The organism is Burkholderia sp. AW33-5 (assembly GCF_053427615.1).
This window is the reverse complement of the sequence record NZ_JBSAXA010000024.1, coordinates 37,317-50,400: the sequence shown is the minus strand read 5'-3', so window position 1 is coordinate 50,400 and position 13,084 is coordinate 37,317. Positions and strand designations below refer to the sequence as shown.

The window sequence follows — 13,084 nt, the reverse complement described above, 5'->3', positions numbered from 1 at the left end:
CGATATTTCGTGTAAAAAAGCCCCGCTTCGGCGGGGCTTTTTGTTTTCCGGCGCGGGCAGCCTTGCGGCCGCCGCCGATCCGAATGGCGTTCGGTCAGCCGAACAGCCGCTGCGCGTGAATGCCGAGCCCGGTCGCGACGCTCGCGAGGCGATCGCCGAACACCGGCTGCGCGTCCGGGAACGCGCCGGCAAGTGCACCCGACAGGAACGCGAGCCCGGTCGAGCCGCCGGTGAAATACAGCGCGCCGACGTCGCGCGGCGCAACGCCCGCAAGCCGCACCGTTTCGCGCGCGGCATCGACGATGCGCGCGGTGTCGTCGACGCTCGCATCGACGAGGCGTTCGGCGTCGAATGCGATCTGCAGATCCTCTTCCACGTCGTTCAGGTCGATCATCGTCTCCCCGCCCGCCGCCACGCCGATCTTCGCTTCTTCCGCGCGCGCCATCAGCGCATGCCCGAGCCGCTGCTCGACCACGCGCGTGAGCCGGTCGTACTGCCGTACGTCCTGGTACAGATGCTTCATCAGCTTCAGCTCGCCCAGCCGCTTCGGCGTATAGACCGTGTTGATCAGATGCCAGGTCGCCAGGTCGAAATAAATCCGGTTCGGCAGCTCGCGCCCCTCGGGATCGAGCGAGCGGTAGCCGAACGCCGGCAGGATCGCCGCCAGCTCGACGCGACGGTCGTAATCGGTACCCGCGACGTGCACGCCGTGGTGCGCGAGCACGTCGTCCTTGCGCTCGAGGCGCGCCATGCGCTCCGGCCCGACGCGCACCAGCGAGAAGTCCGACGTGCCGCCGCCGATGTCGGCAACCAGCACGAGCCGCTCGGCCTGCTGGCGCGACTCGTAGTCGAAAGCGGCCGCGATCGGTTCGTACTGGAAATGCACGTCCGTGAAACCGATCGACTGCGCAGCCGCTTCGAGCTGGTCCTGCGCGAGGCGGTCGGCGCGCGGATCGTCGTCGACGAAAAACACCGGCCGGCCGAGCACCGCGCGCCCGATCGGCGCGCCGGCGCGCGCTTCGGCCTTGTGCTTCAGGTGCGTCAGGAAGCGCGCGATGATCTCCGTGTACGCCATCGCGCTGCCGTCGCCGAGATCGGTCGTGGTTTCCGCGAGCGGCGAGCCGAGGATGCTCTTCATCGAGCGCATCAGGCGGCCGTCGAAACCGTCAATATAGGATGCGAGCGCCGCACGGCCATATTCGACCGTCTGCTCGTCGTTGTTGAAGAAGATCGCGGTGGGCAGCGTCAGGTGGTCGCCCTCGACGGGCGCGAGGCGCATGCCGTCGCCGTCGGGCAGTGCCACGGCGGAATTGGACGTGCCGAAATCGATCGCGCAGTAAGTCATGGGAAGGTGCCGCAGCATGGCCGGCGCGAAAACGGAAAGGACGGGCTTTTTAACATGAAGCCCGCCGGATCACAACCGGATCGCCCACCGATGCCGGTGCAACCGGCCCGGGGCCGCGATCGGGCGCACCCGCGTCGCGCCGGCGACGGGTGCGGACAGGGGATCGATCCTGCGCCACGCCTCTGCGCCGCCCGCTTGCGGCGCGCCGGCAACTGACGCGGACCGGGTGCTCGACGAACGCCTGCCGGCTTGCGGATCAGGCTGCGGCGTCGAAACCCTTCTTCCATGCGCCCGCATAGACGACTTCGCCGATCGCGTGACGCGTGCGCGGCGCCTTTTCGCGATCGCGCAGCACCGGATCGAGCTTGTCGACGTTGCCGTAGTGGCCGAGCGAGATGATCGCCGGAATCGCGACGTCGGCCGGAATCTCGAATGCGTCGCGGAACGCCTTCGCGTCGAAGCCGCTCATCTGGTGTGCGGCGAGACCCAGCGCATGCGCCTGCAGCACCAGCGACATCGCGGCGGCGCCCGCGTCGTACAGCGCGGTCGGCGCCGGCTCGCCCTTCGCCGTGAGCGTGTGCGCGGTCACGGCGATCAGCACCGGCGCCGGCGCGTTCCAGCCCTGGTTGAACGGTACCAGCGTCGCGAATGCGCGCTTGAACGCCGCTTCGTCCTGCGTGCGGTCGAACACGATGAAGCGCCACGGTTGCGCGTTGTACGCGGACGGCGCCCAGCGCGCGGCTTCGAGCACCGCATGCAGATCGGCGCCGCTGATCGGCTCGTCCGAATACGCGCGCGGGCTCCAGCGGCCCGCGATCAGGTCGTGAATCGAAACAGTGGTGGGTGCAGGTTTGACGGACATGCGGTTCCTCGCTGACATCGATGAAGGGGCGCGAACGCCCGGCGAACCGCAAGCATAACCGCTTGAGGCGTCACGCGCCCGGTCATCCCGCGCAATGCAAATCACCGATTCCGCATTGACCGGCCGCGCCCGCGCAGGGGCCGGCCGGAACGCCGCGCTCAGGCGGCCTGCGCGGCCGCGCGGGACGGGCCGCGGTTGATCCGCAGCACGATCAGCGCGCCGACGATGCAGAGCCCGCCCGAAATCATCGACGCGATCGTATAGGTGCCGAGGCTGGCACGCAGCAGCCCCGCGCCGAGCGCCGCGAATGCCGCGCCGAGCTGGTGGCCCGCGACGATCCAGCCGAACACGACCGGCGCCGCGGCCTTGCCGAATACGTCGGTGGCGAGCCGTACCGTCGGCGGCACGGTCGCGATCCAGTCGAGCCCGTAGAACATCGCGAACAGCGGCAGCCCGAAGAAATCGATGCCGAACGCATGCGGCAGGTAGATCAGCGACAACCCGCGCAACCCGTAATACCAGAACAGCAGCACGCGGTTGTCGTAGCGGTCGGACAGCCAGCCCGACAGCGTCGTGCCGAACAGGTCGAACACGCCCATCGCGGCGAGCAGCGATGCGCCCTGCACTTCGGTCATCCCGTAATCGCTGCACATCGCGATCAGGTGCGTGCCGACATAGCCGTTGGTGCTCGCACCGCAAATGAAGAAGCTGAAGAACAGGAGCCAGAAGTCGCGCGAGCGGCTCGCCGTCAGCAGCGTGCGGAACGCGACCGCGAGCGGGTTCTCCTTCGTCGCGTCGGGCGCGGCCGGCGCGTCGGCCGGCTCGCCGTACGGGCGCAGCTTCACGTCGGCCGGCCGCTCGGGCAGCAGGAACGCGACCAGCGGAATCACGATCGCGGCCGCCACCGCGACGACCAGCACGACCGGCCGCCAGCCGTGTCGCTGCGCGATCGCCGCGAGCATCGGCAGGAACACGAGTTGGCCGGTGGCCGTGCTCGCCGTCAGGATGCCCATCACCAGGCCGCGCCGCGCATGGAACCAGCGCGTGACGAAGGTCGCCGACAGCGTCAGCGCGACGACACCCGTCGAGCAGCCGACCATCAGCCCCCAGATCACGACCATCTGCCAGCTCTGCGTCATCATCGACGACAGCGCGACGCCCGCGCTCATGGTCACCAGCGCGGTCAGGATCGTCGGCCGCAGCCCGAAGCGCTGCATCGCCGCGGCCGCGAACGGGCCCGTCAGGCCGTACAGCGCGATGTTCACCGAAATCGCCAGCGAAATCGCCGCGCGGCTCCAGCCGAGTTCGCGCTCGAGCGGCACCATCAGCACGCTCGGTGTCGCGCGCGTGCCGGCCGCGGCCAGCAGGATCAGGAAAACCACCGCCGCAGCGAGCCATCCGTAGTGGAAACGCCCGCCGATTCGTGTCACTGCCCAGTTCATGTCATCGCTCTCCAGTTGGCGGCCCGGCGCCCGCGCGCCTGCCCCGCCTCACCACCAGGCCACCTCCGCCGCACGCTGCATCGGCTGACCCGGGCCGATACCTGGCATTCGTCTGTTGATCCGGTCGGCATTGTTACCGCTCGGTCACAAGTGTGTTGCGATCGTAGTTACCAGTCGGTAACATGTCAAGCAATTCACCACGCAGTCGAGGGTCATCATGTCGGGCATCGAAGCCGCCAACAAGCCGCCGGCACGCCGCACGCGCCAGCCGATCGCCGCGGCCGCCGCGCAGGAACACCTGCTGCGCGCCGCCGAGGAGCTGTTTTACAAGGAAGGGGTACGCGCGGTCGGCGTCGAGGCGGTCGTGGAACGCGCGGGCGTCAACAAGATGAGCCTGTACCGCCAGTTCTCGTCGAAGGACGAGCTGATCCTCGCGTATCTCGAACGGATGGATGCGTGCTTCTTCGAACGCCTCGATTCGAGCGTCGCGAAGCATCCGGGCCAGCCGAAGGCGCAGTTGATCCAGTATTTCGTCGATCTCGCGGAGCGCGCGACGCAGAAGGACTATCGCGGCTGCCCGTTCGTCAACGTCGCGGCCGAATTTCCCGATGCGTCGCATCCGGCGCGCGAGCGCGTCGCGCAGAACAAGGAGCAGTTGATGAAGCGGCTTGTCGAGCTATGCGAAGGCGCAGGCGCCCGGCAGCCGAAAGCGCTCGCCGACGCGCTCGCGCTCGTGGTCGAGGGCATCTACGCGGCCAGCCAGACCTACCGGCACGGCGAAACGCCGATCGGCACCGCGCCCGCGCTGGTCACGCAACTGATCGAAGCCGCCTGCGCATGACGGGCGGTGCACGCGCGAACCGCGCGTGCCCGCTCCGCTACAATGCGGCCCTCGCTGCCGCCTGACCCGACTGCCCTCGCCATGACCGATACCCGCCCCGATTCGCACGACGACATCCTCGCCGCCACGCGGCACTGGCTCGCGCGCGCGGTGATCGGGCTCAATCTGTGTCCGTTCGCGAAGAGCGTCTACGTGAAGGAGCAGGTGCGCTATGCGATCAGCGAAGCGACGACGCTCGAGGACGCGCTCGCCGACCTCGAAACCGAGTTGCGCGCGCTCGAAGCGGCGGATCCGCGGCAGGTCGACACGACGCTCGTGATCTATCCGCGCGCGTTCGCGGATTTCGTCGACTACAACGATGCGCTGTTCTTCGCCGACCGGCTCGTGCGGCAACTGCGGCTCGACGGCGTGCTGCAGATCGCGAGCTTCCATCCCGAGTACCGGTTCGAAGGCAGCGAAGCCGACGACATCGAGAACTACACGAACCGCGCGCCGTATCCGATGCTGCACCTGCTGCGCGAGGACAGCATCGCGCGCGCGGTCGACGCGTTCCCGGACGCGTCCGCGATCTACGAGAAAAACCAGGAAACGCTGCGCCGCCTCGGCCACGACGGCTGGCGCGAATGGATGCGCCGGCCGGGCGACGACGTCTGACGCGTCGCGCGACGGCCGGCTGCCGCGTGGCAAACGGACCGCGCGTCGGCCGGCGTCAGTCCGAAGCCGGCTCGGCGGCCTCGCCCGCCGCCGCCGCGGGCGCCGGCGCGAAGAAGCGCTCGTTCAGTTCGGCGAGCCCGAACATGCCGAGGATCTCGTTCAGCCGCTCGGCGGGCTTGCGGCGCGGCAGGTTCTTGTACTGCGCGATGATCAGCTCGTTCTTCATCGAATGTTCCCAGCCGACCAGCTCGGTCACGCTGACCTGGTAGCCGTGCGCCTCGAGCTGCAGGCAGCGCAGCACGTTGGTGATCTGGCTGCCGAATTCGCGCGTATGCAGCGGATGCCGCCACACTTCCGTCAGCGCGTTCGCGAGCGACTTGCCCTTGTTCTTGCGCAGCACGCCCGCGACTTCCGCCTGGCAGCACGGCACCAGCACGATGTGCTGCGCGCGTTTCGCGAGCGCGAAACGGATCGCGTCGTCGGTCGCCGTGTCGCATGCATGCAGCGCGGTGACGACATCGACCGTTTCGGGCAGCTTCGGCGACGTGATCGAATCGGCGACCGACAGGTTCAGGAACGACATGCCGCCGAACCCGAGTCGCGCGGCGAGTTCGGTGGAGCGCGTGACGAGCTCCTCGCGCGTCTCGATCCCGTACACGTGCGACGCGAACGCCGGCGTGCCGTGCCCCGGCTGCTGCTTGAAGAACAGGTCGTACAGGATGAAGCCGAGATACGACTTGCCGGCGCCGTGATCGACGAGCGTCACGCCGCCCTTGTCGGCCTGCACGCTCGCGAGCAGCGGCTCGATGAACTGGAACAGGTGATAGACCTGCTTCAGCTTGCGGCGGCTGTCCTGGTTCAGCTTGCCGTCGCGGGTGAGGATGTGCAGTTCCTTCAGCAGCTCGACGGACTGCTCCGGACGGATTTCGTAGGTCTTGTTCGACATCGTGAAGCGGCGCCGGGCCACGGTCTGTCGACCACGGCCCGGCGGCGGGAATTCGTGAGGAATGGCGACAGTTTACCGAAAATACGCGATCAGGCCCGCGCGCCGAGCCGCCAGAGCGACGTAACCTCGGCGCGGCGTGCGGCGTGCAACGGGTCGTCCGCGTCGGCGGACTTCGGGTGCGCGGGGCGGATGTCTTCGCGGCCGAGCACGACGAGACCGGCTTCGTCGATCCATTGCAGCAGCGTGTCGCGCGGCCGCAGGCCGAGATGCTCGGCAAAATCGGACAGGATCAGCCAGCCTTCGCCGCCCGGTTCGAGATGGTCGGCGAGCCCCGCGAGGAAACCGCGCAGCATGCGGCTGTCGGGATCGTAGACCGCATATTCGATCGGCGCGCTCGGACGGGCCGGCACCCACGGCGGATTGCAGACGACGAGCGGCGCGCGTCCGGCCGGAAACAGGTCGGCTTCGACGACCTCGACGCGCTCGGCATGACCGAGCCGCGCGACGTTCTCGCGGGCGCACGCGAGCGCGCGCGGATCCTGATCCGTCGCGACGATGCGCTCGACGCCGCGCGACGCGAGCACGGCCGCGAGCACGCCGGTGCCCGTGCCGATGTCGAACGCGAGCGACATCGCGGGCAGCGGCGTGCGCGCGACGAGTTCGACGTATTCGCCGCGCACCGGCGAAAACACACCGTAATGCGGATGGATCGGCGCGCCGCCGAGCGCCGGAATCGGCACGCCCTTCTTGCGCCATTCGTGCGCGCCGACGAGGCCGAGCAACTCGCGCAGCGACACGACCGACGGCGCGCCGCCCGGGCCGTATGCTTCCTCGCACGCGGCCCGCACGTCGGGCGCGCGGCGCAGCGGGATCGTGTAGTCGGCGTCGAGCGGGATCAGCAGCATCCCGAGCGTGCGGGCGCGCTGCGATTGCGCGAGGCGGTGCAGGTTGAACGCGTCGACGCCCACCGCGGCCTTCGCCTTCTTCGGCTTGCGTTCGACGCGGCGCGCCATCGCCTGCACGAGCTGGCGCGCGTTCTGGAAGTCGCCCTGCCAGACGAGCGCCGTGCCCTCGCACGCGAGGCGGTACGCGGCGTCGGCGGTGAGGCGGTCGTCGGCGGGCACGGCGCGCCTGGGCGGCTGCACGCCGGCTTCGGAGCGCCAGCGCACGGCATGTTCGGCGCCGTCGGCGTCGGTCCAGTGGAAAACGGGGAAATCGGTCACGCGAGCTCGGCTACGGTTGGCTTCAGACAGGCGGCGCTACAGGAGCGCGCCGCGCGGACCACACCATACCGCGCTTTGCCCGCGCGGCAAAGCGCGCGACCGCCCAGGCGTCGCGCGGGCAACCTACCCGCCCCACCCCGGCATCGCAGGCATGCGCAACGTGCCCGCATCGCTGAAGCGCACGGTGCCGAGCACGCCGCCCGCGAGCCGGCCGCGCAGCGCGTACGGCAACTCGCCGTTGGCCGCCGCGCCGGGCAGGTTCCACGCCTGGCGCGCGGCGGCGAACGCCGACACCGAAACGGGCACGTCGATCACGGCCTCGCCGAAGCGCGGCACGACGCCCGAGCGATCGCTGACGCCGCTCGCGAACGGCGTGCCGTTCAGTTCGAGCGCGACCGAAATGCCGTCGTATTCGATCGGCGTGTCATTCGGGTTCTGCACGCGCAGTTTCAGGCTGAAGCGCATCTCGAGGCCCTGTCCGACCAACGGATCGAGCCCGGCGACGGTCACGCTCACCGGCTCGCGCGTCAGGCCCGCGCAACCGCCGAGCACGAAGACGGCGGCGAACAGCAGCAGCATGGCGCGCAGCGGCGCGATACGGAACAGGGCTCGTGGCATGGGCAGGCCTCCTTGCGGCAATCGATTGACGGATCGTCGCTGCATTGTACCGAGCGCGCCACGCTGCGCCCTGATTCGTAGTTTCCGCGCGCCGCCGAGATCGTTAATAGATTAAAACTACGGAAACAAGCAGTCGAACGGAGAGCGAATTAATGCCTCCCAGCATTCAATGGCGCGCAAAAAATTCAATCGAAGCACTTTCTAATTTTTTCGTTTCCTTTACCCAAAACCATCAAGTATATTTACGCATCCTTCGAGCAGGCCGACAAACCTTCAAGCCGCATGACGGCGATTTTACGGAACGGCGACACGCCGTCCTTCCGTCCTGCGGCCTGGTACGGCCAGCCCCGTGGGCTGTCGGTTCAAAGGGAATGCACGCCCCGTGCAGGGCGGGCGGCCCCGTGTCGTGCGCGCGAAATCAATTCAGTACAACACGCGCCCGGCCATTTTGAACCGGCAAGTTAACCGACATCCGGAAACACAGAGGGGGCAGTAAACCATGATTACCTTCACGTAGTCGGCCGCCGTCTTTTCGAATAATCCGTCATTGGAATTTCTCGTCGCCGTTGATTAACGGCGAGGGATTTCTTTTGCCGGCGTTTTCGCAGCACTGAACGATTCTTTCAACAATCGAGGTTTCAGTCATGTCGATCAACATTCACAAGATGCGTTACCTGCCGCTGGTCGCCGCGCTCGCGCTCGCCGGGTGCGGCGGCGACGACAGCGGCGTCGGCTCGGCTTCCGCGCTCAGCTCCGCCGGCGCGCCGCACTCGAGCTCGTCGCCCGCGGCCAACACGCCGCCGAGCGCGTCCAACGTCGACAAGAGCGTGTCGCCTGTCGAGCTGCCGGACACCGTGGTACCCGTCAACTACCGGCTGTGGTTCCGCCCGAACGAAGCGCTGAACGCGTTCGACGGGCGCGCCGATGTCGAGATCAAGGTGCTGAAGCCGGTCAACAACATCGTGATCGCCGGTCACCGCATCAAGTTCACGAACGGCCGCATCACGCTGCAGCCGGGCAACATCCAGCTGATCGCGACGCCGCAGGACAAGGGCGACTTCTACCAGCTGCGCCCCGTCGCCGGCACCATCGCGCCGGGCAACTATTCGCTGCACATGGAGTGGTCGGGCATCATCAACTTCAAGTCGTACGACGATCCGGCCACGCAGACGGGCGGCAGCTGCGGCGACGATCCGTATCCGGGCTGCTCGGCCGCGGAAGGCGTGTTCCGTGTCGATCTGAAGAGCACCGACGGCACGACGAGCGGCGCGATCCTCACGCAGGGCGAAACCAACCTGTCGCGCCAGTGGTTCCCGGGCTGGGACGAGCCGGCATTCCGGCCGACTTATGAAGTGACGGCCGAAGTGCCGCAGAACTGGCGCGTCGTGTCGAACGCGGCCGAGAAGCCGTCGACCAACGTCGGCGGCGGCTACAAGCTCGTGCAGTTCGAGAAGACGCCGCCGATGCCGTCGTACCTGCTGTTCTTCGGCGGCGGCATGTTCGACACCTACGAGGACGATTTCTCGAGCCCGCTGCCGGGCGGCAAGGGCGGCCTGCACCTGCGCGTGTTCACGCCGCCGGGCATGAGCGACTGGGCGAAGCCGGCGATGGACCGCACCAAGCAGGCGCTCGACTTCTACTACCGCTACACGGGCATCCCGCTGCCGCTGACGAAGTTCGACACGGTCGCCGCGAACGACGCGTTCAAGGAGCAGAAGGACCTGAACTTCGGCGGGATGGAGAACTGGGGGTCGATCCTCGAGTTCGCCGACGACATCCTGCCGCAGCCAGGCCAGCCGATGTCGCGCTACGGTAACGAGGTGCTGACGCACGAAGTCGCGCACCAGTGGTTCGGCGACCTCGTCACGACCGACTGGTGGGACAACGTCTGGCTCAATGAATCGTTCGCGACGTTCTTCGAGACGAAGACGACGATCCAGTTCTTCCCCGACGAGTTCAGCTGGCTCGATCAGGTGAAGAACAAGTATCGCGTGATCAATCGCGACATCGGCCCGAACGCGTTCCCGGTCGCGCCGAACTTCAACGACTGGGCGTCGAACGACTTCGTGCTGAGCGCGAGCGCGTTCACGTACGACAAGGGCGGCCACGTGCTGAAGACGCTCGAGAACTATCTCGGCGAGCAAACCTTGCGCAAGGGCCTGCAGCAGTACCTGGTCGACTACTCGTTCGGCAACGGCACGCCGAAGCGCCTGTGGGATGCGCTGTCGAAGGCGAGCGGCCAGCCGGTCGGCCCGATCGGCGACAGCTACGTGCGCCAGACGGGCGTGCCGCTGATCTCGCTCGATACGCAGTGCGACATGACGAAGAACCAGACGATCGTCACGCTGAAACAGCAGCCGTTCCCGAACAAGAACGCGTATCCGGGCCTGCAGTGGACGGTACCGATCACGCTCGCGTACGGCCAGGGTCTCGCGAAACACACGACGCTCGCGCTGAAGGATACGCAGACGCAAACGCGGATCGACGGCTGCACGGGCGTGGTCGCGGATCCGAGCGGTCTCGACTACTACGTTGTGAACTACAGCGACGCCGCGTGGAGCGGCCTGCTCACGCAGGTCAACGGCTCGACCGATCCGGTGCTGCTCGCGAACCTGAAGAGCGAGGCCGCGCTGCTGGTCGCGAACAACCTCGCGCCGGCTTCGCGTTCGACGTCGATCGGCTCGGTCGCCTCGCCGGCCGCGATGAAGCTGCGCCAGACGCCGAGCTTCGGCGGCATCGCGCCGACGGTGAAGGAACGTCCGTCGCTGCGCTACCAGGGCATGTTCAAGCCGCGCAAGACGCTGGTTCAGTAACGTCGTCCGGCCGACCGGTGCCGCGCCGTTCGCGGCGCCGGCCGGCGTTCGATCTTTCACGTCCTTTGGCAGGCCCCGGATACGGGGCCTGTTTTTTTCGTGACCGCCGCTAGCGATCGTCGCGCCGGCGAAACGCCCACCACGCGGCGAGCGCGGTAAAGCCCGCGACCAGCAGCACCATCAGCCAGAACCCGTGCTTGTTCTCCGAGAACGGCACGCCGCCGACGTTCATCCCGAAGAAGCCCGCGACGATGTTGATCGGCAGCGCGATCACGGTCACCAGCGTCAGCGTGAACAGCGTCCGGTTGTTCTGCTCGTCGAGCCGCGAACCGATCTCTTCCTGCAACAGCTTGATCCGCTCGTTGAGCCCCGACAGATCGGCGAGCACCAGCGAGAACTCCTCGGTCGACTCGCGCAGCTCCTGCACGTCTTCGGCATGCAGCCACGCGGGCGGCTTCGCGAGCAGCCGGAAGATCGACCCCGGCTCGGGCGCGAGCATGCGCTGCAGCCGCGTGAGCGTCCGGCGCATCGCGCCGAGTTCGACGCGATTCGACGTGAGCCGTTGCGACAGGAAGCGATCCTCGATGCGGTCGACGTCGATGCTCGTGCGCCGCATGATCTGGATCAGCAGGTCGGCCTGGTCGCGCAGCAGGTGCACGAGCAGTTCGGCCGGCGAGCGGAACCGCTCGCCGTCGCGCACGCAGGCGCGCAGCGTGTCGACCGAGCGCAGCGGCTTGAGCCGCGCGGTGACCATGATGCGCCGCTCGACGTGGACGAACAGCGTCGCGATTTCCGACGGCGTCAGCTCGAGGTTGAACATCACGTCGTTGACGATCGCGCGCAGCGCGCCGTCCTCCTGCTCGATGCGCGTCGAGCGCGATCCTTCGTGAAGGAATTCGAAGAAGCTGTCGGGCAATCCGAGGTGCGTGCGCATCCAGCGCTCGCTTGCGCCGTGCGCGAGATTGAAGTGCAGCCAGACGAAATCGTCCGAGGCGGCCGCATCGCGCTCGCGGCACGCGCGCAGCCATCCAGCGGCCGCGTCGGCGTCGAGCATCGCACCCGAGCCGCCCGGGACGAAGCGGAATCCGCACACCATGCCGGACGTATCGGCGCCGTAAGTCTGTACGATCAGGTCCATCGTGTCGAAGGTGGTGCGGCGCGCCCCGCGCCGCGCATCGCGCATTGCGGCGCCACGCCGGGAAATTGAAAGGAAACGTATGCCCGACGCATGCGACATTTTCGTGACGGCGTCACATACGTCGTCCGGTGTCGGGTGTCCGGCGGCCCCAAAAACAACGCGCCGCCCATTGGGCGGCGCATGTGCGACGAGCAGGCCGGCGTGACGCGTGGCTACTGCCGCGTCTCCGACTGCGCGGCGGTCGGGCAGGCCGGATCCTTGCCCCAGTGGCCGTCGCAGACGCGCCAGCGGCACAGCTGATCCTCGAAGAAGCCGCGCTCCGAGCACTCCTTCACGCGCGCCGCGAGCGAACCGCCCGTCGTGGCGGCCGTCTTGGTCGGCACGGCCTGCCCCTTCTGCGCGGCGACCTTCTTGTCGGCCGGCTTCGTGCGTGCGACGAGCGCGGCGAGCAGGTCCGCATCCGGGTCGTCCTTCCCGGCGGCCTTCGCGCTCGCGGTACGGGTCGTCGCGTCATGACGCTTCTTCGCCTGCGCGAGTTCCGCCTGCTGTTCCTTGTGGTGCTTGCGGGCCTCCGCCTTCGCGTCTGCCTTCGCATCGGCCTTGCCGCGTGCGGCGACCTTGCCGCTCTGCGCGGCGTCGGCCTTCGCCGATTTCGTCGTCGCAGCGGCGGCGGCGGCCGTCGCGGCGACGGCGCCTGCCGTGGCCGCGCCCGAGGCGTCGTCGGCGCCGTTCGCGAGCGCGCGCGACAAGCGGCTGTTGTCCGCGCCCGATGCGCCCGATGCGGACGCAACGGTCTGGGACGCCGCATCGTCATTGACGATCGTGGCCGGTTGCGCGGCGGGAGCGGCCGACGCGGCATTCTGCGCGACCTGCACGGCGGCGCCGCTGGCTGCCTCGGCCTTCGCCGCTGCCTGTGCGGGCGCGGCGGCCACGACGGCCTGCTCGCCGGATTGCTGCTGCCAGCGCCATGTCCCCCAGCCGCCGACGGCGACCACGAGCGCGACGACGGCCGCGATCGGCCCTTTCAGCGAGCGGCGCGGCGCTTCGGCCGGCGGCGTGACACGTCCTTCCAGATTCGCGAGAATGCGCGACTGCTGCGGTCCGCCCTCGCCTGCCGGTTTGGTATCGGACAGCAGGCTCGGCGGGGTTTTCGAATTTGAATTTTCCGGCGCACTCATTCAGCGTCTCATTGAATCCTGGTT

Annotated in this window: 11 protein-coding genes; 3 read left to right on the top strand and 8 right to left on the bottom strand. The window is 68.0% G+C overall.

The window, feature by feature from the left end:
* Positions 1 to 94 precede the first annotated feature (94 nt).
* The 3 genes from ACV22V_RS27160 to ACV22V_RS27150 form a co-directional block, all read right to left on the bottom strand.
* Positions 95 to 1,345, bottom strand: a complete 1,251-nt coding sequence (locus ACV22V_RS27160) for an Hsp70 family protein (RefSeq protein ID WP_448016049.1) — start codon at positions 1,343 to 1,345, stop codon at positions 95 to 97.
* A gap of 256 nt (positions 1,346 to 1,601) precedes the next feature.
* The gene (locus tag ACV22V_RS27155; protein WP_059702615.1) at positions 1,602 to 2,207 is read right to left on the bottom strand and encodes a nitroreductase family protein; all 606 of its coding nucleotides are present in this window, start codon (positions 2,205 to 2,207) and stop codon (positions 1,602 to 1,604) included.
* A gap of 158 nt (positions 2,208 to 2,365) precedes the next feature.
* Positions 2,366 to 3,649, bottom strand: a complete 1,284-nt coding sequence (locus tag ACV22V_RS27150; protein WP_059532761.1) for an MFS transporter — start codon at positions 3,647 to 3,649, stop codon at positions 2,366 to 2,368.
* A 217-nt stretch (positions 3,650 to 3,866) separates the two neighbouring features.
* Here ACV22V_RS27150 and ACV22V_RS27145 point away from each other — a divergent pair, with 217 nt between their 5' ends.
* The gene (locus tag ACV22V_RS27145; RefSeq protein ID WP_448016048.1) at positions 3,867 to 4,490 is read left to right on the top strand and encodes a TetR/AcrR family transcriptional regulator; all 624 of its coding nucleotides are present in this window, start codon (positions 3,867 to 3,869) and stop codon (positions 4,488 to 4,490) included.
* A gap of 81 nt (positions 4,491 to 4,571) precedes the next feature.
* Positions 4,572 to 5,144 (top strand): DUF1415 domain-containing protein, encoded by a 573-nt coding sequence (locus ACV22V_RS27140; protein ID WP_448016047.1) that lies wholly within the window; start codon positions 4,572 to 4,574, stop codon positions 5,142 to 5,144.
* Between the two features lie 55 nt (positions 5,145 to 5,199).
* On the opposite strand, the gene ACV22V_RS27135 is transcribed toward ACV22V_RS27140, so the two are convergent.
* The 3 genes from ACV22V_RS27135 to ACV22V_RS27125 form a co-directional block, all read right to left on the bottom strand.
* Complete coding sequence (locus ACV22V_RS27135; RefSeq protein ID WP_448016046.1) at positions 5,200 to 6,090, bottom strand: class I SAM-dependent methyltransferase; 891 nt, start codon at positions 6,088 to 6,090, stop codon at positions 5,200 to 5,202.
* A gap of 89 nt (positions 6,091 to 6,179) precedes the next feature.
* Positions 6,180 to 7,313 (bottom strand): methyltransferase, encoded by a 1,134-nt coding sequence (locus ACV22V_RS27130; protein ID WP_448016045.1) that lies wholly within the window; start codon positions 7,311 to 7,313, stop codon positions 6,180 to 6,182.
* 123 nt (positions 7,314 to 7,436) lie between these two features.
* Positions 7,437 to 7,931: an LEA type 2 family protein gene (locus tag ACV22V_RS27125; RefSeq protein WP_059532770.1), complete on the bottom strand. Its 495-nt coding sequence runs from the start codon at positions 7,929 to 7,931 to the stop codon at positions 7,437 to 7,439.
* A 644-nt stretch (positions 7,932 to 8,575) separates the two neighbouring features.
* Between ACV22V_RS27125 and ACV22V_RS27120 the strand changes: the two genes are divergently transcribed.
* Positions 8,576 to 10,744 (top strand): M1 family metallopeptidase, encoded by a 2,169-nt coding sequence (locus ACV22V_RS27120; protein ID WP_059532774.1) that lies wholly within the window; start codon positions 8,576 to 8,578, stop codon positions 10,742 to 10,744.
* A gap of 109 nt (positions 10,745 to 10,853) precedes the next feature.
* Here ACV22V_RS27120 and ACV22V_RS27115 read toward each other — a convergent pair whose 3' ends face one another.
* Positions 10,854 to 11,882 carry a transporter gene (locus tag ACV22V_RS27115; protein WP_448016044.1) on the bottom strand — a complete coding sequence of 343 codons (1,029 nt, stop codon included), beginning with the start codon at positions 11,880 to 11,882 and terminating at the stop codon, positions 10,854 to 10,856.
* A 212-nt stretch (positions 11,883 to 12,094) separates the two neighbouring features.
* Positions 12,095 to 13,060 (bottom strand): phage tail protein, encoded by a 966-nt coding sequence (locus tag ACV22V_RS27110; protein ID WP_448016043.1) that lies wholly within the window; start codon positions 13,058 to 13,060, stop codon positions 12,095 to 12,097.
* Positions 13,061 to 13,084 lie beyond the last annotated feature (24 nt).